Origin of the sequence: Shewanella psychropiezotolerans (assembly GCF_007197555.1) — a bacterium.
GTDB lineage: Bacteria > Pseudomonadota > Gammaproteobacteria > Enterobacterales > Shewanellaceae > Shewanella > Shewanella psychropiezotolerans.
The window spans coordinates 5,513,469-5,537,298 of record NZ_CP041614.1 but is presented as its reverse complement, the minus strand read 5'-3'; the positions used below and the strand labels follow the sequence as shown (position 1 = coordinate 5,537,298).

The following is a 23,830-nucleotide window of genomic DNA, read 5'->3' as shown; positions in this document are numbered from 1 at the left end:
TTTTCATGTTTATTCTAACGTTAAACTGTCGATAATCAGCAGTTGATAGGCCGATTCGCTTACAGCAGCCAGAAATTTAAGATCTATTTTTTCTATTGTATCACTACTGCCGTGATAATCATTGTGCGGCGGGACTCCAAAGTAGAGCCAGGGGATCCCGGCCTTATACAGAGGATAGTGATCAGAGGCCCTCAGCCAGTCTACTTTCTGGACACTCCTACCCAGGGGACGGGGGTGTTTGGCTTTGATACACAGGCCTGTGGTGTCGGTCAAAGTCTGCTTTATCTCATCAAAATGGGTAAAACCCCGCCGGCCTTCGAGATAGATAACAGAGGGGCGACCGGGACGGCCAACCATATCCATGTTGATGGCTAACTCTATCTGTTTTATTTGTGGGATGGCACTTAGCTGTTTGAGTTGTTCGACTAAGGCATAGCCACCAAAGAGGCCTGGTTCTTCAGCATCTGTTGCGACAAATAAGATGTTGACTGACGCTCGTGACGACTCTTGCGACAGCTCTTGGCGTGGGTCTGGAAGAGGGGCTGAATTTTTCCGATTATGTTTGGCGACTTGACTGGCTACTTGTAAAAGAGCGGCTATACCTGAGGCGTTATCGTCTGCTCCCGGGTAAATTTTATGTCCTTTTTTACCTAAGTGATCGTAATGAGCCAGAATGACCCGCCATTTGTCTGTGGGCTCGGCGGCATAGATGACGCCGACCATATTGACCCCCTGGCGCTCACCGAAGTTATATTGGTATGTAAATGGGACTGAATATTCATCTTTCCAAGGGGTCAGCCCTATTTCACTATATCGGTTGGCGATATAGTGTCTGGTTAACTCGGCCCCTAAGGTGCCGGTTTTTCTTCCCTCAAATTCCGGGGAGGTGAGCTTGGCGATATCGGCGTGAAGCTGGTCTGTGTTGGCCCATTCTACAGCAAGCTGAGTTTTGCATGAGGCATAGGAAAAGTGTGAGTGAGTACAGCCGGAGATGAGCTGGCTAGTTAACAGCAGAGTGACGAGCATAGCTAATTGCTGAAATTTCAGCTTGGCACTGGTTAGGCCATTAAGTCTATGAGGAGTTGGATCCATCCCGTTCCTTTTTATGCTGCAGTTGTTTGATCTAACTTAACCCTATTTAAGCAGAGATACACTAGGTTTATCTTTGCAATTGGATAATGCAGTGAACCTAGAATTGAGTTTAGTTAATTAGAGGCCCAAGCCATATCGACTCGGGCCGGCATTTATCTAAATACGGGTATTATTCACGTCTTGTATCATTGAATCAGAGGCTTAAGAAAACGTGCCGTATGGGACTCAGTATGTTGAGCGACCTCTTCTGGAGTACCTGCCACCAAAATAGTTCCACCTCCGGCGCCGCCTTCGGGTCCTAAGTCGATGATCCAGTCGGCAGTCTTGATGACGTCCAAGTTGTGCTCTATCACCACTATGGTATTGCCATGGGATTTTAGTCTATGCAAGACGTCCAGAAGTAACTGGATATCTGCGAAGTGCAGTCCGGTTGTCGGCTCATCGAGAATATACAGGGTCTTACCCGTGTCTCTTTTCGATAGCTCCTTGGCAAGCTTGACGCGCTGGGCTTCACCGCCTGATAACGTCGTCGCACTCTGACCTAAGCCAATGTAAGAGAGACCGACTTCCATCAACATCTGCAGTTTTCGAGAGATGGCTGGCACGGCATCGAAGAAACCTCGTGCCTCCTCGACAGTCATAGATAAGACTTCGTGAATGTTTTTACCCTTGTATTTTACCTCTAAGGTTTCACGGTTATATCGCTGGCTCTTACAGTTGTCACAAGGGACATAAACATCCGGTAGGAAATGCATCTCAACTTTAATCAGACCATCGCCCTGACAGGCTTCACAGCGGCCGCCTTTGACGTTGAAAGAGAAACGCCCCGGTTTATAGCCTCGTGTGCGAGATTCTTGGGTCGCGGAAAACAGCTCACGTATAGGGGTGAAAATACCAGTATAGGTGGCTGGATTAGATCTGGGTGTTCGGCCGATAGGGCTCTGATCGATATCGACCACCTTATCGCAGTGATCCATGCCCTCGATACTCTTATAAGGGGAGGGCTCATCAACAGTGGCACCATTGAGCTGTCTATGGGCTATCTTATAGAAAGTGTCGTTTATCAGTGTCGACTTACCAGAACCTGATACGCCGGTGACACAGGTGAACAGGCCTACGGGAATGGTTAAATCTACATCCTGAAGGTTGTTACCGCTGGCCCCGAATAGCTCAATCACTTTATTTGCGTCGTAAGCAACGCGTTCTTCAGTGATATGGATCTGTTTAGCGCCAGACAGATATTGGCCGGTGATCGAAGCCTCACAGTCGAGAATATCTTGCAGGGTGCCATCACAAATCACCTCGCCGCCATGAATCCCGGCTCCGGGGCCGATATCGATAACGTGATCGGCCATCTTGATCGCATCTTCGTCGTGTTCGACGACGATTACCGTGTTGCCTAAGTCTCTTAGGTGAACCAAGGTTTGCAGTAAGCGTTCATTATCTCTCTGATGTAGACCAATAGAGGGTTCGTCGAGTACATACATGACACCGACCAGACCAGCGCCAATCTGGCTGGCGAGCCTGATCCTTTGGGCCTCTCCGCCGGATAATGTCTCCGCCGAACGGGATAGACTCAGATAATTGAGTCCCACATTGACTAGGAAGCCGAGTCTGTCTCGCACTTCCTTGAGGATCTTCTCTGCTATCTGACCCTTTTGCCCCGGTAGCTCTAGACTGCTGAAGTAGTCCATCGCCTCCCCGATAGACCATTCGGTCAGTACTGGCAGGTTAAGATCTTTGATAAATACGTTTCTCGCCTCTTCCCGCAGACGAGATCCACCACAGCTTTGACAGGACTGAGTATTGATGAACTTAGCTAGCTCTTCACGGACGGCGTTTGACTCGGTTTCACGGTAACGACGATCCATGTTGTTGAGAATACCTTCGAAAGGGTGGTTACGTACCACTACATCCCTCGATCATTGATGTACTTGAAGGAAATGCTTTCTTTTCCAGAACCGTATAACACCAGCTTGCGTACGTCATCGGTCAGTTGCTGGTAGGGTTTCTCAATGTCAAATTTATAGTGTTCGGCTAATGAACTGAGCATCTGAAAATAATAGAAGTTGCGTCTATCCCAGCCACGAATCGCGCCGCCAGCGAGAGACAATTCGGAATTCAATATCACGCGGTCTGCATCGAAAAACTGCTGCACACCCAGACCATCACAGGTACCACAGGCGCCAGCCGGGTTATTGAAGGAGAATATTCTTGGCTCCAATTCGGCCATGGAATAACCACAGTGTGGGCAGGCAAAGTTGGCAGAAAACAAGAGATCTTCTGTTTGGTCTTGTTTGTCATTGTCCATAGAGGCGACAGTCGCAATACCACCGGATAGCTCGAGTGTGGTTTCGAATGACTCGGCCAGGCGCTGCTTAATATCGTCTCGTACCTTGAAGCGGTCGACCACGACTTCTATGGTGTGCTTCACATGTAACTCTAATTCTGGTGGATCGGTCAGATCGCAGACTTCCCCATCGATACGGGCACGAATAAAACCTTGAGCCGCCAGGCTCTCGAGGAGTTTGACATGCTCGCCCTTGCGATTGTTGACCACAGGTGCCAGTAGCATTTGGCGGCTGCCTTCGGGTAACTCTATGACTTTATCGACCATCTGACTGACCGTCTGTGCGGCGAGTGGTTGGCCATGAGTTGGACAACGGGGCTCACCTACACGGGCAAAAAGTAATCGCAGATAGTCGTAGATCTCCGTGATGGTACCTACGGTCGATCTGGGGTTGTGGGATGTGGATTTTTGCTCGATTGAGATAGCCGGGCTGAGACCTTCAATCAGATCGACATCAGGCTTTTCCATCAGGCTTAAAAATTGGCGCGCATAGGCGGAGAGAGATTCGACATAGCGTCTCTGGCCTTCGGCATACAAGGTGTCGAAGGCTAGGGATGATTTTCCTGAGCCTGAAAGGCCGGTGATCACAATCAACTTGTTTCTGGGAATCGTTAAGTCGATGTTTTTTAGATTGTGGGTGCGGGCGCCACGTACTTCAATCTTGTCCATCTGTCTCTCTATGCCGAATAAAAAAGAGATCGATTATCGCATAAAAAATGACAAAAGCGGAACTCTTAGGTTTGAGGACGGACAGGATCCTTCTAGTTCGTTCATTTGCACTCAGGAAGTGTACTTCGAGTACATTTATATTCTCTCTTAGGCAATTGCTCTGTCTAAACATTGTTTAATCACATCTTGGGAGATTCTTTTTGAGCTAATTAAGTGCTTCGTGATAACATGCGCGACTTATTTATGACTTCAGATCAGGGCGGAACATGGCCAATAACGGACTATCAAAGACTGAGACCAAAGTCGCGTTTTCATTAGCCGGTGTATTTGGTTTACGCATGATGGGCTTGTTTATGATCATGCCTGTCTTTGCGCTATACGGACAACATCTCGAGGGCTTTTCACCACTTTGGGTGGGGATAGCCATAGGTGCATATGGTCTGACTCAAGCCGCCCTGCAGATCCCCATGGGGATGCTATCGGATAAGTTTGGCCGTAAACCTATCATCCTCATCGGTCTGGTATTGTTTGCTATCGGTAGTTTGGTCGCCGCCAATGCCGATACGATTTATGGTGTCGTCGCTGGCCGGGCAATACAGGGAATGGGGGCGATCGCTGCCGCCGTATTAGCCTTGGCCGCCGATTTAACCCGGGATGAGCAGCGCACTAAGGTGATGGCAATAATCGGCATGTGCATAGGTTTTTCCTTTGCGCTGTCGTTATTGGTCGGGCCTATCGTTGCTCAGTATATTGGTTTATCGGGCCTGTTCGCCTTGACGGCGTGTCTGGCTGTACTAGGCATGTTGATCGTTCAGTTTCTGGTACCTACTCCCATCACACATGCACCGAAAGGTGACACAGTGGCTACGCCTACCAAGTTAAGAGCCATGATCACCGACCCACAACTATTCAGACTCGATGCCGGAATATTTATTCTGCATCTGGTATTGACGGCAGTATTTGTGGCCTTGCCACTGGATCTGGTGGATGCGGGCTTAGTGAAAGAAAAGCACTGGATGCTCTATTTCCCTGCATTTATTGGTGCCTTCTTCCTTATGGTGCCGTTGATCATCATAGGGGTAAAGAAGAAAAATACTAAAGCCACTTTTCAGGTGTCCCTGTTGGTCATGATGCTGGCCTTAGGTTTGATGGCGCTGTTTGCCCATAACCTGATGATTTTGAGTATTGCAGTAGTGCTATTTTTTACCGGTTTTAACTATCTGGAAGCCTCGCTGCCAAGTTTAATAGCCAAGTTTTGTCCGGTGGGAGACAAGGGCTCTGCCATGGGGGTTTACTCTACCAGTCAATTTCTCGGTGCCTTCTGCGGTGGCTTACTGGGTGGCGGTGCATATCAATTATTGGGTGCCGTCGGGGTATTCGCGGCCGCTTTGTGCTTGATGACTGTCTGGTTGTTATTGACCTTGGGCATGGAGAATCCTGTGCTGCTTAAGAGCTATACCCTTGAAGCTACAGTAGAAGGTAAAGAACAGGCCAAGGCGATGGCAAGTGAGTTGTCTCAATTAGCCGGAGTTGCTGAGGCGATAGTTGTCTTAGAGGAGAGAGTCGCATATTTGAAAGTTGATGAGCATTTCGATTTAAGAGAGGCGCGAGCTGTGTTAGGCTCTGTCAGCTAACTCGCCTGTTCGGATATTTTGTTTCGAAGCGGGCGAAAAATTTATAGTAATTAGTAAGAATATTTCAGGAGATTTCAATGGCCAGTCGTGGTGTCAATAAGGTAATTTTGGTCGGTAACTTAGGGAAAGACCCTGAAGTGCGTTACATGCCAAATGGCAATGCCGTAGCCAACTTTACAGTGGCGACGAGTGAGTCTTGGAAAGACCAACAGGGTCAACAACAAGAGCGCACCGAATGGCACAATATCGTCATGTACCGTCGCTTAGCTGAAGTTGCTGGCGAGTACCTGAAGAAAGGTTCAAAAGTTTATATCGAAGGTAAATTGCAGACCAGTAAGTGGCAAGATCAAGCGACCGGTCAAGACCGTTATAAGACTGAGATCAATGCTAACGAGATGCAGATGCTCGATAGCCGTGGTCAAGGTGGCGGACAGCAAGGTGGCTATGGTCAACAGCAGAGTCAGCAGCAACAGTCTGGTGGTTACCAGCAGGCGCCTCAACAGCGTCAACAGGCTCCACAGCAGCAAGCCAGCTATCAAGGTGGTCAGCAGCAGGCACCACAGCAACAAGCATCACAGCAGAGTGGTTATCAGCAGCAACAGGCTGCACCACAACAGCAGGCTCCAGCTTATGCGCCCAAGCCCCAGCAAGGAGCTCAACAAGCACCACAGCAGGCGGCTCCTAAAGCGGCTCCACAGCAACGTCCAGCGCCTCAGCCACAACAGGCTGCGCCGCAACAGAACTTTACACCTGATCTCGATGATGGTTGGGATGATGATATCCCGTTCTAGGGCTTGCTAAGTAGGATATTAAAATATACTCCTTATGTATGACTCAGAAACCTCGCTACGGCGGGGTTTTTTTATGACTTTTATTCGAGACATAGCGATCGGACTGTGAGAGTTAGCTACATCTTTGCGCTTACTTTCTAACAGCCTCTTACTACCCAAAAGTATTACTCCCTTCTTCTAGTTTTTATTTTGAGCCGCAATTTTAGCCATTTTACTGGTCGTAAGCTTGCGGTTTACTGTTACTGTGGACGAGTTCATATCTCTCACAATAACAATATAAGGAAATCACCCGTTGGCGCTGGATTAGGCATATGTAAAAGTCTATTAAGCCTAGGGGGATGGCTGAGTGTATGGTAAAAAAACTGATTTTAACTGCTCTATTACTGAGTCTTGTTTGGCCTGTGATGGCTAAAGAGGATGACATAGAGATTAGCGGTCTAGTGATCGATAGAACCTTGACGCGCTTTGGAAAAGATTTTGGTTTCTATTATTCAGGTTATTGGAGAGATCTCCCTTTTACCCAGGGATTTAATGTCACTCTATACGAAACGGTCTTTCCACAAGCCGGAACACGGCTCACCTTAGAGGTCAATGGAACGGCTATCTATAGGACCCATTTTGGACGCCGAGCTAACCCCATTAAGGAGAGAGCGGAGCAGGCCATTCTACTCACCATAGATTATATAGCTACAGTCAGAGCTAATGCGATAACAGGTGAGTTTGCCGATACCTCAGACGGTTACTAGCGAGCTAGTAATCAAGATGATTAGGAATAAGAATAATGAATTACAGGATGTTATTTATGGGGGCCGCGCTATCGGCTGTAAGTCTGGCGGGAAACCAGGCTCAAGCAACCGAATTGGTTTATACCCCAATCAATCCGAGTTTTGGGGGGTCGCCTCTCAATGGCTCATATCTGCTCAATAAAGCCAATATACAGAATGATCATACGGCAGAAAGCACAGAGAAAGATTTTGTGACTCGTTTTAAGGAGTCACTGGAACGCAATATTCTCAACACAGTGACCCGTGGTGTGGCAAATGGTGAGATCACCGAGGGTATCTATGATACCGGGGATTTTACCATTGTCATTTCTACCGTTGGAGAGAATGTAATCTTGACTCTGACTAACCTCTTGACCGGCGAAGTGACTGAAATTGTCATGTCGTTAAACGGGGGATAGTAATGAAAAAGTTAATTTCTTATTGTGGCCTGCTATTACTCTCAGCTTGTAGCTTAATTCCTAAGCCTGAGCTCAATGTCACCGAGGCCGAGATTAATCCTGTGAGTCAAACCATGCGCGCACTGCAGGAAAAACCAGGGCCTAAATACCCTATACCGGTCGCCGTCTATTCCTTCAGGGATCAGACTGGACAATATAAGCCGCAACAGAATGTGAGTTCGTTTTCGACGGCGGTGACGCAAGGGGCGACTTCTATGTTGATCCAGACTCTGCTCGAATCTAAGTGGTTCACGCCGGTGGAGCGTGAAGGGCTGCAAAACCTGCTTACTGAGCGGAAGATAAGCAAGAAACAACCCGTGAAGTCGAAAGACGCTAAAGTGCCGCTACTGACCAATGCGCGTTTGCTGCTTGAGGGGGGATCATCAGCTATGAGACCAACATCAGTACCGGTGGTGCAGGGGTTGAATATTATGGTATTGGCGCTTCTGAGATGTATCGGGAAGATCAGGTGACCATTTATCTCAGAGCCGTCGATGTACACACTGGTAAGGTGATGATGTCGGTATCGACCACTAAGCGAGTCTTCTCTCAGGAGATGCGTGCAGGTTTGATCCGTTTTACCAGCTTAAATCGTCTGGCAGAAGCCGAAATAGGTTTCACGACTAATGAGCCGGTGCAGTTCTGCGTGCTTCAGGCAATAGAGCTCGCGGTGGCTGAGATCATAGAGAAAGGGATCAAGCTGGGATATTGGAATCAACATGATTCATCAGTAAAGAGTTAGTTCATCAAAAGTTACACTGATTTTCATACCTAGGGGCGCCAATAGCGCCTCTTTTTATTGGCCGCTGCGCTATGAGAGCGTTCGCAAGTTCACTTCGAGGACGCCAACAAGTTGGCTGTGAGAGAAGATCAAAAGCTTTTTCTCGCAGCTGCTTTGCTGTATTTTCGAAGGCCGCAGGCCGTCCTCGCAGTGACGAAGTCACGTTCTAGCTGCGGCATTGCAGCGTGCCGTACTTGCTACAGAAAAAGGGAGCCTAGGCTCCCTTTCTAATCTAGTTAACGTTTAACTAGCCTTAGTTCTGAATGACAACTGCCGAGTTGAAGTCACCGGTCTGAGTCACAGAAATACTGTTACCCATGCCCGTTTGAGAACCTGTCACTAAGTTATCGTTGCCGTTTTGGGCGACCATCAGGCTGTTGCCCATACCTTCGACGACAAACGCAGACTCATCTTCACCACCAAACCAGTTACCGTCACCAGTTTGAGTGACCATGACGCTGTTTTCATCGCCCATGATGATCAGGTCAATAAGGTTAAGGTCGCCATTTTGAGTCGCTTCAACATCTGTGTTATCAAAACCAACTACTGTGACCAATGCTTCGTTTTCGTCACCATTTTGGTCAATATCGACCTCGTTATCACTACCGATAACATCGGCATAGCCGAAGTTTGTGCTGCCATCTTGATGGACTTCGATGTCATTATCTTCGCCATCGGCAAAAGCAGTAATTTCGTTGTTGTCACCGTCTGAGCTCATGTCGATATCGTTGTCATCGCCATATGCACCGAAGGTAGCAAAGTTAGTGTCGCCTTCTTGATCAAGGTCGATATCATTCTCATTGCCCCATACCTGGAATTCGGCGCCGTTGTTATTGCCTTCCTGCTCAAGGTCGATATTGTTATCATCGCCTTGGATGTCGGCAATTAGCGTGTCACCAATAGTGTTATTATCGCCACGTTGAGTGATCTCAACATCGTTATCATCACCTGTAGTAAGGGCAAGGTAAGCCGTGTTGCTGTCGCCTTCCTGGTTAACCTCGATCTCATTGTCTGAGCCTGTCAGAGAGTAGACAAAACCTGTGTTGTTATCGCCTTCCTGAGTCACTAAGAAGTTGTTGTTATCACCAGCAACACCTTTGATGGCACCTAAGTTACCGTTACCTTCCTGATAGACTTCGACGTCGTTGTTGTTACCTACGTTTGGCGTGATGTCCAGCGATACCATGCCACCTATGTTGTTATCACCGTATTGAGTGATATCACCATCGTTGTCGTTGCCTTCAACACGGAATACACTGAAGTTCCCGCTACCTTCCTGAACAACGATAGCTGAGTTAGTATCACCTAACAGTTCTACCACAGCCTCGTTCTGGCTGCCGTCTTGCGTGACATCGACAAAGTTATCATTACCTGAAACAACGACATTGGCTTGGTTCCAGAAATCAGCCTGCTCGACTAAGGCTTCGTTGTCATCGCCTTCAATATTTATATCTGCAACATGCCAATCGGCTGCTTGATCGACTTCAACATTGTTACCTAGTCCCTTTGAATCGATATAAGTTTCCGCCCAATATCCATCCTGAACGATTGTGGCTGTCTGCTCGTCGCCTTCTTGGTTTAGTACTGCGGTATGGCGGTCACCGGTTTGAGTGACATAGGCTTCTTGGCCAACCACATCGCCAGCAGTGACAATAGTCTGAGTTAGTGTGGCACTGTTATCCGAGTCCGCTAAAGCGGATGAGCTCATTCCGAGTCCTGCGGCGATTGCTAAAGCTATGATCGATTTTGTTTGCGTTCTCATTTGACGCTCCCTGTTAATATTGAGTTATTGTGATTGCTGCCCCGTCTGCAATCTGTTCAATTGAAAAATTAGCGCTTCCCAGTTGATCTAGTTGAACCAAGTTGTCATTACCTATCTGAGTAATATCAGCCTGATTACGCACACCAACCTGGAGTAGTTCGACTTCATTGTTATCACCGTATTGAGTGATATTGGCTTGGTTATCCAGACCGACTTGATCTAGCTCTATACTGTTGTCATGACCTGACTGCAGTAAATAAGCGTGATTAAGTACACCCGTTTGAACCAAGTTAATGAAATTACCTCGCCCGTTAGTTTCAAGTAGAGTTTGCAGAGTGATAGGTATTTCATAATCTTCACTATCTTGGCGCTCTTGAGGCTCTTGGCTATGAGCACAGAAGCTACTTGATAGTAGAATGATGATGGATAGAGCCTTAGTTAAAGCTTGCACTTAACACCCCTTTACGAGTTGCTTGTCATGACATTAAATGCGTAATGCTTGCAAAAATTGCCTGTGACTCGCGATGGATTTCTCTGATCTGGCTAAGTTTTTAGTTAAGCCAAATTTGATATCCAAGGTACGTATCGATGAAAAATGCCGCAATCGGAAGAAGGTCTATTTATTCGATTTAAATTTATAAACTAATAAATTGCTGTAATTAAGTGAAATATATCGAGATTATCCTAAAAGGTATTAAATATTCTTTAAATGTATAACCCCATACAACTAGTAGTAAAGTTGTAAAAAATGTTAACACCCTTTTAAATTTTGCTTTTGTGTGGCAAAAATTCACGGGTTAATAAGTGCCGGTTATCACGCTGTGACTTTCGAGGCTTACTTATACCTCTTGGTATTAGGTCAAGGAATGACGCGGTAAAGGGATGAAGTACCGGATTGGGGAATTTTAAAGGATTAATAGGAAATCAGTTTATGTTAAACAAACTGTCACCTCTGGCGATTGCCATTGCAGGGGTTATGGCTGTATCTGCGCCAGTACAAGCAAAATCAATTTCTAACCATGAATATGTGAAAGATTCGATTCTCGTTGTTTATAAAGATAACACGACTAAGAGCGAGCGACTTTCGGCTCAGCGACTAGTAAGGGGATCCATTCGTGATCTCAATGCCGACGGTATCGATGATAAATTCTCTCGCTTACTCGATGGACGTTTAGCTAAATTATCTCTACGTTCAGGTGCCAATATTGACGAGGCTATTAAGGTCATCAGTAAGCACCCAGCGGTTAAGTATGCTGAGCCAAACTATGTGATAAAGGCCATAGGAACACCGGACGACCCTGACTTTGTCTCTCTTTGGGGCATGCACAACACAGGTCAGGATGGTGGAACGGCCGATGCTGATATCGATGCGGTCGAAGCATGGGATATCACCACAGGTGATACCAGTGTCGTGGTAGGTGTTATCGATACGGGTGTCGATTATAACCATGAAGATCTACAGGGAAATATCTGGACTAACCCCAATGAGATCCCCGGTAATGGTATCGATGATGACGGTAACGGCGTGATCGATGATATTCACGGTTATAGTGCTATCAATGATAATGGCGACCCTATGGACGGTAACGGTCATGGTACTCATGTATCGGGCACTATCGGTGCAAAGGGTAATAATGGTATCGGTGTTGTGGGTGTTAACTGGGACGTGACTATCGTCGGCTGTCAATTCCTCGATGCGAGCGGATCGGGTTCTACCGAAGGTGCGATTGCCTGTATCGATTACTTGACTGATCTTAAGATTAATCATGGTGTAGACATCAAGGCGACCAACAACTCATGGGGCGGCGGCGGATTTAGCCAGGCGCTGAAAGACTCAATCGACTCTGCAGGCGATGCAGGCATCTTGTTCTTCGCTGCTGCGGGTAACAGTGCGTCAGATAATGATGCGACTGCCAGTTATCCGGCAAGTTATGATTCAGACGCGGTAATGGCGATTGCCAGTACCGATAGAAATGACAACATGTCAGGCTTCTCACAGTGGGGCTTAACCAGTGTCGATATGGGCGCACCTGGCTCATCAATTCTATCGACGACTCCGGGTAACGGTTACTCGAGCTATTCGGGTACATCCATGGCAACGCCTCATATGACGGGTGCTGCCGCTCTGGTTTGGTCAATCAATCCGGATCTGAGCGTTGCTGAAATGAAACAGCTGCTGATGGACTCAGGTGATGTGAATGCCGATCTAACAGGTAAGACAGTTGCTGGTACTCGACTCAACGTAGCGACAGCGTTGGATATGGCCGATCCTTCTCCAAGTTACCGTTTCACTGCAACGCCAGTATCTCAAACTGTTGAGGCCGGTTCTGGTACCAGTTACGACTTCAGTGTCGGTAGCGTAGCGGGTTGGGATGATACTGTTGCGCTGACGGTAGCCGTTTCACCAGCATTAGCTGGCGTTACTCTGTCTAACGATACTGTGATGGCGGGTGATATGTTTACCGTCGATGTGATGACTGCAGATAACGCAGCATGGGGCGATTATACTATTACCGTTTCCGGTGATGATGGCATGATCCAGAAGGACAAGTCAGTATCTCTGACTGTACTGCCACAGGGTCTTGAAGACTTCACTTATCGCAATGATTCATCTGTAGATATTCCTGATAACGATGCAACTGGTATTACTAGCACTATCGAGATCAGCGATGTGGTACAGATCTTCGGCGTCAATGCCGATGTGAATATTACTCATACCTGGAGTGGCGATCTACTGGTGACTCTGACTTCACCAGCAGGCACTGAAGTTGTCTTGTCGAATCGCGCCGGTGGAAGTGCGAATGATATCATCAAGAGTTGGGATCTGAGTGACTTCAACGGTGAGATGGTTGCCGGTACCTGGACACTATTCGTCAGTGATAATGTCGGTGCTGATACCGGTACATTAAATAGCTGGGGCATGGTGGTTTCTGGTGTGGGTGATGCGGCTCCTGCTGCACCTGTCGCTAGCTTCGATTACAGTGTCGATAGCCTGAATGTGGCATTTACTAACACGAGTACCGACGCTAATGACGATATCGTCAGCTATAGCTGGAGCTTTGGTGATGGCTCTATATCTGCCGATATGAGTCCTAACTATGTATATGCTGCTGCAGGCACTTACTCTGTGTCTATGACTGTGACCGATGCCGAAGGCAACGAAGACATGGCTATGATGGATGTAGAGGTATTTGAACACAGCATCACGGCTACTGTTGCTCGTGCTAGAGTTTCACGCCGCGGTAGCGCTCTGGTCGACCTGACTTGGGATGGTGCTTCTGGTGAGTCTGTGAGTATCTACCGTGATGGTGTGATGATCAAAACCACAGATAATGATGGTCGTTACCGTGATCGATTCACCAATGCACCAGCATCGGTTGAATATAAGATCTGTGAAACCTCTACTAGCCTATGTTCTGATCCAATTACGGCTCAGTTCTAAGCGAATAGATTCAAGGCACTCAGACGTGCCATAAGGAAACTCTTCCTTGTTAGATTGCGGCCTTAGGGCCGCTTTTTTTATGGTTTTTTTAGAGAAAAAATTAAACTGGTTAGTGTTGATGACCGCTAGTCGATTGGCTAGGAATATGGGATTTTTCAATGTCAGTAGCGAGCTCGAGTTGAGTGATGACCTGTTTGAACTCTCCCCTGATATCCCTCATCTGAGTTTGTACCAATTGGCTGGATTGTCTTAACGTCGCAGGCATGTTTTTTAGGTATTTCTTACCTGTCTCGGTGCGGTAGAAGGCGGCGATATCCTTTAGCTCCTGCTCCTGGTAAGTACTGGTATAGAGTGAAATAAACTCAGGCTGGATCCGTTCCCAGTTGAGTCGCTTGTTAGCCAGTTCGAATGCTTGCTCCCTGTATCTGGTCTCTATCTCTCTATGCTCCCTCTTTAAGGGCAGATCTTTCACCAGATGAGCGTAACTAGCTTTGAGTTGATACATGGCTTGGGGGATCACGTCTTGGGCTAAGGTGGCATCTAACACAGCCTGAGCAGCCGCTCGATGAGACTGACTGATCTCATTATTATCGGCAGCGAAAGCAGTATTAGAAAATAGGATGGTTAAGGTCAAAATATATTTTTTCATCACAACTCCTGATGATTAAGGAACCTAGCTCCTAGGATCTAGCGTCTGGGATCTAGGTTCCTGCATTAATTACTTCAGATCTGCCTGAATGGCCACACCCGAACTCGCTACATCACTCTGTAGAGTGATGTAGTACCAACCTTCAATCGGATTAGTCACAGTGAATGACTCATTGGTGCTGCCCGCGTTAGTCGATGATGCCGAGTTAGACTGAGCGCTAGGCCAGCTAGTGCCACCATATATACTGACATCACCTGTTCCATGACCTGTTCTTACTGTAAGTTCAATGCTACCTGCATCGATCCACATGCTGTAGTAGTTCACACCATCGGCGGTACAGAGCGCCTCTGCGGATGTGAGTCGTCCATCACTCACTGGGTTGAGTGTCTGACAGGCATCACTGATATTAGCGTTCGCTGGTGGTGTTACAGGCACAGTGGTGCCGTCACCTAAGCTAACCTTAATGGTCGTGCCGCTATACTCGGTATTGGTATCGACCTCTATGTAGCGCCAGCCTCTGTTCGCCGTTACTTGAATCGACTCCTCATTACCCGCAGTAGTCGAACGGACATGAGCATTGTTAGCATCGGCCCAGGTATCCGCGTTGTAATACAGGCTTGCATCGCCGGTTCCACCAGATGTAGTGATGGTCAGTTGAGTATTATCTTCCTCGACAAAAACATAGAAGCTGCTTCTACCGCCACTGATGCATTCATCTTTACCGAATGTCAGTTGGCCGTAACTCATGGTCGGGGCGCCACAGTCCAGAGTTGGGTCAGGGTTGGGATTGGTTCCACCACCTTGAGCCGGATCGGGATCGGCAAACACCTCAGAGGTGCTGACAAGAAGATTCGCTCCACCAAATTCTCCGGAGAGTGTCAGGTAGTGCCAATACTCGTTCGGATTCAGGGTGACCTGAATCACCTCATGGTTGCCGTTGCCTATGCCGAAACCATCATTGATTTCACCGCTCGCCCAACCTGTGGTGCTGTAATAGATATCGGCATCGCCCCAACCGCCGCCGGTTTTGATCCACAGGGTTTGATTGGTTCGGTCGACGTTGGCGAAGGCAAAGCTAGCTCTGCCATTCTGTGAGTCGATACACTCCATGGGCTGATCTATAACCAGAGATGCATCGGGCGTGTAGCGATAGGTTTCACTGGTTACGGTACATGGCGAATAGTCCTTACTTATGGTCGAAACCGGGCCCGCCCAGTTGCCATCAGTGCCACTCGCTAACGCAGCCGCATCGGATGGCCCGTGATCGACTATACCGTTATCGACGATACTTAAACCACTGGTTAGCCAACCTGCCCACTCGTTGTCATAGCGAGTGCCGATACCGTCTATAAAGGTTTGATATTCAGTGTATTGATCGTTTCTCAGGTAGGCTAAAATCTGATCCACATCGGCTTTATGATTCTCAAACATGAAGCGCACCGCTAGGTAGCCCCAGCGATAGATACGGTCCTGGCCGGAGTTGTAGTTATTCTTGAATATGGTTGAAAGTGGGAACTCCCCGGTTTCACCTAAGGTGATGGCCGTGGTGTTGGCATCACGGTAAGAGATGTATTCGGCTAAGCCTTCGATCCACCAGATGGTGTCGACTGAGATCCCACGGCCGAAATCACCCTGCAGATTATAGCGGCCATCTAAGTAATGTACGTATTCGTGTTGCAGGTTCCAGATATGGAAATCGGGTCTGCGCCACTCGGCCTCATAGGCGATAAAACGCGCCTGATTTTTAAGCCCCGCTGGTGAGCCTTCCAGGTACATGCCGCCATTGTTGGTGGCGATGCCGAAGAAGGTACCGGCATAGGACTGGTAGTCGCTCGAGCTGTCAAATACGACCAGCTCCAAGGCGCTGTTATTGTCATTTGCGACAGGAGTACGGTTAGTGGCCAACTTGGTATGGAAGTAACTCTCCTGATTACCTAGCACACCACATGCCCAATTTGCCTGATCTCGATACATACTCTGAGCACGCATCTTTAATGTTGAAGAGCACTCCCAGTTGAAGGTCAGTGTTTCGGCCTCCAGCTGCGCCTTGAAGCCACAGATATCGTAATAGTTACAGTTACTGCGATCATAATAATCGGCCATCTCGGCGGCGGCCATCCAGATCACTTTCGAGGTATCGTTCTTACTGCTGCTGTCGAGTACCGCCTTGACTAAAGTGGTGACTCGGCTTTTCATCTCTGGGATGTGATACAGACGAGACAGCTCACGTACGGCATTGGTCAGCACATATTCGGCATCGGTACCCACCAGATGCCGATTGGCTAATTGGAAGTTATTCAGAGCATCGAGAATGCTTTGGTCTGTGGCAAATAATGCCTTCATGGGGTCATCCCACTGGGCGCGGAACAAGGTTGTGAAAACCGAGTTAGCGGCGGCATTCATGCCGAAGTTAACTTCCCAGTTCGCATCAAAGCGGCTAAGTACTTCTTTAGTGATGTGATTGAAGTCGGCGCCGAGTCCAATAGAGTCGATAAGGATCAGAGTTTCCTTCAATACGCCTGAATTCTCCGTAGATACGGTCCAGATATTACCATTGTTAAACAGGGCTGTGATCTGAGTCTTGACGTCAGATTTGACTGCGCTCGAGTAGGCCGGTACATCGTTAGGGCTATAGAACTGCACGTAGAGTGCGGCGCGTTGGAAATAGATCAAAGACTCGATACCTGTGATATCAACTCCGGTATAGCCTGCTGCACGGTCACGCACGGCTGAGGCGATAGTGCGCATATTAGACTCACTGAATAGCACTGTGGCATCCGGGCCCTTCAGGTTGTAGAGCGGGCTGACACATTGAGGATCTGAGTTAGCAAGCTCAGTCACGAGTGCATTGCCGCTGAGTCCGATAAATGCGCTGCAACCCGTAGCAGCCATAGGGCCACTGAGTCCAATGGGACCCGGCGATGCGAGGGGCGAGACAGATTCTGTATTGGCCCAGGGAGAACGAGTTCGGGTTAGGGCTGAGACTTGACTAGATACTAAAGTGGATGAAGTTAAGGGGGCTGAGAGCAGGTTCGAGTCTAGATTAGTCTCGTCATGACTCACTTGTGTGTTACTCATGGCACTGAAGCTTGTTGCTAAACCAAGTGCGACGACCAGGGTGTTAAGTTTCATGGGGTCTCCATTATTGTTGATTGCTCCTGATACCTACTTGGCACAGGAGTTAACTGTCTGCTGAGCAGATCTTGTTAATGATCTAGATATAAAAGAAGCGACCGCATGCATAACATCTGAATATGCAACACTTTCCTTGGGTGGTGCGTAACAAAAAAGTAACAATATAACCAAGGAATATAATATACAATATAAATTTGATCGTTTTTTGTTCGAATTTAAATTAAACTTATAGAATATACATTTAACAAATTGATTTTTAATGTATTTTTAAGATTTGAGAAAATAGCATTTAACTTTTAAAAATTTACTGATGGTTGAGTGCTTGGGTCCAGAGATGGAGGTCACTCACTTCGAATCTATTGATTCGAGCCATTAAGGGGTGTATGTATAAGAGCTCGCAAATAGAAATCTAAACTGACTATGCCAAACATCTTACTACCCCAAGATTATCTTCATGTTGATTTCGATCATCCCGGCGACGCCGATGTGATGTTTTTTAAGCGCTCCTCCTTGCCTGAACTTGCCAAAGACCAAGTATTAATCAAGGTCGCCTATGCCGGTGTCAATGGCCCCGATGTTGCTCAAAGAAAGGGAGCCTATCCGCCGCCTAAGGATGCGAGTCCTATCTTGGGTCTGGAAGTGGCTGGAGAAGTCTGCGCTCTGGGAGCTGAGGTGAGCCAATGGCAACTAGGTGACAAGGTCACGGCCTTAGTGCCTGGTGGTGGCTATGGCGAGTATGTGGTCACCCATTACTCCCATTGCTTACCTATCCCTCAGGGCTGGACTCTGGAGCAAGCCGCCGCTATCCCGGAAACTTTCTTCACCGTGTGGGGTAATCTGTTTATGCGAGCGGGTTTGCAATCCGGGGAGACTGTGCTTATTCATGGTGGTTCAGGCGGGATTGGTAGCGCGGCGATAGCCTTAGCTAAAGCATTCGGAGCCAGAGTCATAGCCACATCGGGTAGCGATGAGAAATGTGATTATTGTCTGAGTCTAGGGGCCGATTTAGCCCTCAATTATCAGGATGATTTTGTTCAACCTGTGATGGATTACACCTCAAATTTGGGTGTAAATCTGGTGTTCGATATCGCCGGTGGCGATTTTATCAACCAAAATTTGAAGGCGTTAGCCGTCGATGGACGCATGGTGTCAGTTGCCATGCAAAGGGGGCCACAGGCGCAAGTGGACATATTTAGGATCATGGCTAAGCGCATCACCTGGACAGGTTCCACATTAAGGCCTCAGAGTGTAGAGGCTAAGGCCAATATAGCTTCTGAGTTACGGCAAAAGGTCTGGCCATTACTGGAGCTAACTCGAGATGGTGAATCCTGTAACAATAAGCTAGTGCCAAATATATCGGCGCGATTTTCTCTTGCTGACAGTGTCGGAGCGCATCGACTGATGGAATCGGGTCTGCACAGAGGAAAAATAGTGTTATCGGTTCATGGAGAAGAGTCTGATTGAAATGTTTTTTGTAATATAGCCGAAATATAACTGCCATCAGGCTAGTCCACTATAGCCTTATGGGTTTCCAGGGTTTATTTATTGTGGATTAAATTATTTTTACACAGAAAAACTTGAATAATTGAGTCTTTAAGCTAAATTCGATATTGACTGAGATTTTCAAAATGTGTTGATTTAAGGGTATTGGCATATATGTATAACACAACAAAAACACCAGTATGGTATGGCGAATTAAGAACGGCTCGAGGCAATGCTATTGTCATTCATGATAAGCAGTTTCCTGAAGCTAAAGCGGGTCGTATTTATCTTTATAATGCGGTGAGAGATACGATCATCGAGTATGCCGAAGAGATAGTCTCGGGTAATCTTCATGATCTCGATAAGGCAAGGATCAAGGCTGCCGAAGACGCCTATGGTGCAGCGTGGGACTCGGCTCGTTCAGAATTTATGGAGAAGCATCAGGGCTGGGTCGATGCGAATGCCACCAAGCATAAGCCTCTGATTACTAAAGGGAAGTCTAAATCAAAAAAGCGAGGTGAGGTCGATGGGGCCTCATCAGATAATGAGCCTGGCTCTGAGAGTCTGGACAGAGAGTTTGCTAATGGCTGGTCCGGCGGGCTCGAAGAATAAAGTGTTGAAGAGCTGTTTGTCGAAAGAGTCTATGCGCCTAGTTCTTAAAGCCTAGGCGCTTTTGTTCATTCTTTTAAAACGTCTTAAACTCATAACGGCTGATATGGTGGTAAATCTCTTTCGGTTTTATCCAGGGATCGGCTTCCAGAGTGGGCTGATTGGCACCGTCTGGAAGCTGCTGCGGCTCGATACAGATGGCGTGATGTGATTTTAATTCCTTGCCACCTTTACCCAAATTACCTCCAAGGTAATTTGCCCCGTAAATCTGCACACTGGGCTGATTAGTATATAGCGTCATACTTCTACCGGATTCAGATGCGCTGAGGCAGCCAAAGCGAGTCATTTCTGAGTCTGAAGCGTTTGTTAGGTAGCAATGATCTATTCCGGATGTGGAGACAAAACTTTCATCATTTTGGACGATAGATAAGGCTTTAGAACGGCGGAAATCCAGCAAAGAACCCGAAGCATCTTTCATTCCTGTGGGAATACCTGAGTCGTCCAGAGTGAGCATGCTGGTGGTATCTATCTGTAATTGATGCTCTGCGTTACTCGTTGAACCACTGCCTTCAAGATTGAAATAACTATGTTGAGTCAAGCTAATGGGACAAGGCTTATTGACTGCAGCAAAGATCTCCATATAGAGATTATTTCCCACCAATCGATAATCTAACTGCACGTTACAGATCCCCGGAAAGCCCATATCGCCATCGGGACTGACTAAGTTAAGGCGAACGCCATCGGGCAGTTGACCCATATGCCAGTGTTTGCGATTAAAGCCCTCGCTCCCCCCATGGAGGCAATGACTCGCCTGATTGATATCTAACCGATATTCATCTTCACCGAAACTCATCTTGCCATTGGCTATGCGATTGGCATATCTTCCGGCAATGGCACCTAAGTGAGCGCCTTGTTTGAGGTAATCTTCGATAGAGTCACAGCCAAGCACGATATTGCCTCGCTCGCCATGACGATCCGGAGTCCACAAGGAACGTATGATTCCGCCTAAGCTCAATACTTCCATGGCTATGATGCCATTATCTATCCTGACACGTTCGATTTGACCGCCACGAGGATCGGTCCAGAGGTCTAGCGGGCGAAAACGTACCATTGGGTATCCTTAAATTGAATTATGTGCAGTCAAGACTTTGGCTCCTAGGCCTTAGGCCCTGGATTCTAGTAACTTTAGTCTCTTAATAAACTTCTTCATCTACTCGGGTCGCTCCAGCACTGGCCGAACAGAGGTAAACAGTGGCTTCTAATCCTGTCTTTTCTGCATATTGACTCTCAATCGCTTCGACCACTGCATCGGTCAAGGCATGATCCACTAAAGCAACGATACAACCACCAAAGCCCCCACCTGTCATTCTCACGCCGCCACGGTCGCCTATGACTTGTGCGATGATGTCGACTAAGGTATCTATTTCTGTCACTGTTATCTCGAAATCATCACGCATAGAGGCGTGGGATTGAGCCATCAGCTCACTTAATTTAGGTATATTGCCCGCTTCTAATGCATGGCTGGCGTGTTGCGTCCTGCGGTTTTCTGTCAGCACATGTCGTGCTCGTCTATAACTGACATCGGATAGCTCAGATCTAGCGGCTTCAAGTTGGCAGAGATCGACATGCCTCAGGCTTTCAACTCCGAAGTGATCGGCGACTTCTTCGCATTGCTCGCGTCTTAGGTTGTACTCAGAGTCGACGAGTCCTCGCTGAACATTTGAGTTGACTATGATAAGACTTAGGCTGTCGGGAATATGAACTGGCTCACTGTCTAAGTCTTCACAATCTATCAGCAGGGCATGATCTTGCTCGCCTAGGGCGCTGATCATTTGATCCATGATACCGCAGGCGCAGCCTACGTATTGATTTTCACCGCGCTGAGCCATCTGAGCTACGGCAAGGGGTGAGAGCCTAAGCTGACTGCAATCATTGACTGCGGTGCCGAAGGCTACCTCTAAGGCTGCCGATGATGAGAGGCCTGCACCTAAAGGCACATTGCCAACCACAGAGATATCGAGTCCTTTAGCCGAGAGTCCAGCTGCAGCCATGGCTGCAGTAAAACCCTTTAGGTAATTAACCCAGCCATCATCAGGATTCATGGTGCCTTCCTGACCGAAGTTCCATTCTTTTATTTCACCTGGGAAGGCATCGGATACGGCGCGATAGAGATCATCATCCCGTCGCTTGACTGCGATAATCGTATGGAAATTGATGGCGGCGGGTAAGACAAAACCATCATTATAATCTGTATGTTCTCCGATCAAGTTTACCCGGCCAGGAGCCAAGTAAAGATCGTCTGCTGTTGTGCCAAAGGTTTGCACAAATAATTTGTTCGCGCGCTGTGCGGGATTCAACATGCTTTAAAGCTTCCCTTATAAAATTGTTTGCTCAATAACTGCCATTAGGCAGGCGTTTAAATACGGTACTTGTTGACCGCTTCATTTTACTTGCTTGATAGCTAGCTTATGTATCGCCAGCTAAATATGTAAATAAATATTACATAGGTTTTTATAGCATGAGTAAGCCGAGGCTGTAACTGAGTTTTTTCGACATTCTGATGCAAAACAGACTAATTGATCCGTTTATAGTCGTTTTTGCCCTTTTTTATAGGTTAACCCTTAGGTTTGAAGTGACATTTCAGCATAGAAAAAAGAGCGATGGCCCAGTAGTAAAACTCGCTAAGCTCGCTCTATTTCATCAAGATATTGTGGATTAGTCTTATCGACCTAGCTCTCCGTCGCTGCTACGGGGGTGACGATCTGGCCACCAAAGACAAACTTACTCAGTAACAGGGTGACCAAGATGGTCGCAAATAGGGTGATCGCCATCATATGTATGAAGTGGAAAGGGCTCCAAACGAAGGTGAATACGGCGTATATGAGTACACCGAAGACCAGGCCAATCTTGATCGCCTTAGCGTGAACATTCTTAAACACCAAGGCGCAGATAAAGGCGGCTAACACTGGCATAGAGTAGAGGCCATTGAGTTGTTGCAGCAAGGAGATGATGCTCTCCGATTGTGCAAAAACAGGTACCAGAGCGACCGAGATTAAGGTGAAGACTAAGGCTACACGGGTGCCTATCTTACGCACGTCGGCATTGGGGTTGATATAGTTCTGGTGAATATCACAGGTATAGAGCGCCGCCGCCGAGTTAAGGCAAGAGTTAAATGAGCTCAGCACAGCGCCGGCAATCACGGCTGCGAAAGCGCCGGATAACCAAGATGGCAATAAGTCTCCCACTAACCTCCCATAGGCGACATCGCCTACGTCACCATATAACTTGAAGGCGACAATTCCGGGCAGCACAACAATGAAAGGCACGATTAACTTCATCACCACTGCGGCATAAAGTCCTTTTTTCGCTTCTTCCACAGATTTGGCAGCCAGGGCTCTCTGGGTGATCACCATATTGGTTCCCCAGTAGAAAATCTGAATGAAGATCATACCTGTCAACAAAGTATGCCAGGGGATATCTGATTTATCATCGCCAATAAGCGTGATGCGCTCAATCGGGATGCCCGAGAGATCCCAGTTAATTGCGTTCATGGCCAGATATGAGACAACAATCCCCATGGCTATCAGACCTATGCCGTTTAAAGTGTCTGATATGGCAATGGCTCTGAGGCCACCGAAGATGGCATAGACGGCGCCGACAACGGCGAAGATAATGGCCAGCATGGTGACGGATATCTGCAGGCCAAACATAGATTTCATAAACAATGAGCCGGTGTAGAGCACTACAGGTAGCAAGATAAAGGCATAGCCCAGCATGAAGAGTACCGAGACCATGGCGCGAATGCCCTTATCATTGTACTTGCGCTCCAGCAGTTCTGTGGTGGTGGTACAATTGTATTTGTAATAGATAGGGATGAGCCACTTAGCCAAGATTATCAGGCCAATGGCGGCACTAATTTCCCACCAGGCAACCAGTAATGCCTGAGCGCCGTTCATGCCGACGATCTGCTCGGCACTGATGTTGGTCATCATCAAGGAGCCCGCTACAACCACCCAACTCAGGCCGCCGCCAGCTAAAAAGTAATCCTTGCTGTCGCTGGTGTCTCGTTTGATGTTACGGCACTTAAGGTAGGTAATCAGTCCCACCGTCGCCGTCAGGCCAAAAAATATGACCAGTTGAATGATCTGTTCCATCTTGATTTCCTTTTCTTATTTTATTTTATGTTCGCACTAAATTCTACTGAGGAAAGTT

At 47.5% G+C, this 23,830-nt stretch carries 15 protein-coding genes and 2 pseudogenes; 8 read left to right on the top strand and 9 right to left on the bottom strand.

Annotation, left to right across the window (positions count from 1 at the left end):
* Positions 1-9: 9 nt before the first annotated feature.
* Positions 10-1,092, bottom strand: coding sequence for a M28 family peptidase (locus tag FM037_RS24180; protein WP_229381005.1), 1,083 nt, complete (start codon positions 1,090-1,092; stop codon positions 10-12).
* A gap of 185 nt (positions 1,093-1,277) precedes the next feature.
* Positions 1,278-4,111, bottom strand: a pseudogene (gene uvrA, locus FM037_RS24175) (excinuclease ABC subunit UvrA).
* A gap of 266 nt (positions 4,112-4,377) precedes the next feature.
* Between uvrA and FM037_RS24170 the strand changes: the two are divergent.
* The 5 genes and pseudogenes from FM037_RS24170 to FM037_RS24150 all read left to right on the top strand — a co-directional run bounded on the left by FM037_RS24170 (position 4,378) and on the right by FM037_RS24150 (position 8,500).
* Complete coding sequence (locus tag FM037_RS24170; RefSeq protein ID WP_144048103.1) at positions 4,378-5,745, top strand: MFS transporter; 1,368 nt, start codon at positions 4,378-4,380, stop codon at positions 5,743-5,745.
* Between the two features lie 77 nt (positions 5,746-5,822).
* Complete coding sequence (locus FM037_RS24165; RefSeq protein ID WP_144048102.1) at positions 5,823-6,536, top strand: single-stranded DNA-binding protein; 714 nt, start codon at positions 5,823-5,825, stop codon at positions 6,534-6,536.
* A 404-nt stretch (positions 6,537-6,940) separates the two neighbouring features.
* Positions 6,941-7,282, top strand: a complete 342-nt coding sequence (locus FM037_RS24160) for a curli production assembly/transport protein CsgE (protein WP_227993329.1) — start codon at positions 6,941-6,943, stop codon at positions 7,280-7,282.
* A gap of 35 nt (positions 7,283-7,317) precedes the next feature.
* The gene (locus FM037_RS24155) at positions 7,318-7,719 is read left to right on the top strand and encodes a curli assembly protein CsgF (RefSeq protein WP_407695616.1); all 402 of its coding nucleotides are present in this window, start codon (positions 7,318-7,320) and stop codon (positions 7,717-7,719) included.
* 2 nt (positions 7,720-7,721) lie between these two features.
* Positions 7,722-8,500 (top strand): annotated as a pseudogene (locus tag FM037_RS24150) (CsgG/HfaB family protein).
* A gap of 292 nt (positions 8,501-8,792) precedes the next feature.
* On the opposite strand, the gene FM037_RS24145 reads toward FM037_RS24150, so the two are convergent.
* Both FM037_RS24145 and FM037_RS24140 read right to left on the bottom strand, forming a co-directional pair.
* Entirely contained in the window at positions 8,793-10,301 is a 1,509-nt protein-coding gene (locus FM037_RS24145; RefSeq protein ID WP_144048100.1) for a curlin, read from the bottom strand.
* 13 nt (positions 10,302-10,314) lie between these two features.
* The gene (locus FM037_RS24140; protein ID WP_144048099.1) at positions 10,315-10,752 is read right to left on the bottom strand and encodes a curlin; all 438 of its coding nucleotides are present in this window, start codon (positions 10,750-10,752) and stop codon (positions 10,315-10,317) included.
* A 480-nt stretch (positions 10,753-11,232) separates the two neighbouring features.
* Here FM037_RS24140 and FM037_RS24135 point away from each other — a divergent pair, with 480 nt between their 5' ends.
* Positions 11,233-13,743 carry a S8 family serine peptidase gene (locus FM037_RS24135; protein ID WP_144048098.1) on the top strand — a complete coding sequence of 837 codons (2,511 nt, stop codon included), beginning with the start codon at positions 11,233-11,235 and terminating at the stop codon, positions 13,741-13,743.
* A gap of 109 nt (positions 13,744-13,852) precedes the next feature.
* Here FM037_RS24135 and FM037_RS24130 read toward each other — a convergent pair whose 3' ends face one another.
* Both FM037_RS24130 and FM037_RS24125 read right to left on the bottom strand, forming a co-directional pair.
* Positions 13,853-14,392, bottom strand: coding sequence for a DUF2059 domain-containing protein (locus FM037_RS24130; RefSeq protein WP_144048097.1), 540 nt, complete (start codon positions 14,390-14,392; stop codon positions 13,853-13,855).
* A 69-nt stretch (positions 14,393-14,461) separates the two neighbouring features.
* Positions 14,462-17,524 (bottom strand): M9 family metallopeptidase, encoded by a 3,063-nt coding sequence (locus tag FM037_RS24125; protein ID WP_144048096.1) that lies wholly within the window; start codon positions 17,522-17,524, stop codon positions 14,462-14,464.
* Between the two features lie 423 nt (positions 17,525-17,947).
* On the opposite strand from FM037_RS24125, the gene FM037_RS24120 reads away from it, so the two are divergent.
* Together FM037_RS24120 and FM037_RS24115 are read left to right on the top strand one after the other, a co-directional pair.
* Positions 17,948-18,991, top strand: a complete 1,044-nt coding sequence (locus FM037_RS24120) for an NAD(P)H-quinone oxidoreductase (protein WP_144048095.1) — start codon at positions 17,948-17,950, stop codon at positions 18,989-18,991.
* Positions 18,992-19,183: 192 nt separating this feature from the next.
* Entirely contained in the window at positions 19,184-19,621 is a 438-nt protein-coding gene (locus tag FM037_RS24115) for a hypothetical protein (protein ID WP_144048094.1), read from the top strand.
* 73 nt (positions 19,622-19,694) lie between these two features.
* Here the strand turns inward: FM037_RS24115 and FM037_RS24110 are convergent, their stop codons facing one another.
* The 3 genes from FM037_RS24110 to FM037_RS24100 form a co-directional block, all read right to left on the bottom strand.
* Positions 19,695-20,729: an aldose epimerase family protein gene (locus FM037_RS24110; protein WP_144048093.1), complete on the bottom strand. Its 1,035-nt coding sequence runs from the start codon at positions 20,727-20,729 to the stop codon at positions 19,695-19,697.
* A gap of 82 nt (positions 20,730-20,811) precedes the next feature.
* Positions 20,812-21,978 (bottom strand): galactokinase, encoded by a 1,167-nt coding sequence (galK, locus tag FM037_RS24105; protein WP_144048092.1) that lies wholly within the window; start codon positions 21,976-21,978, stop codon positions 20,812-20,814.
* A gap of 369 nt (positions 21,979-22,347) precedes the next feature.
* Complete coding sequence (locus tag FM037_RS24100) at positions 22,348-23,772, bottom strand: solute:sodium symporter family transporter (protein WP_144048091.1); 1,425 nt, start codon at positions 23,770-23,772, stop codon at positions 22,348-22,350.
* Positions 23,773-23,830 lie beyond the last annotated feature (58 nt).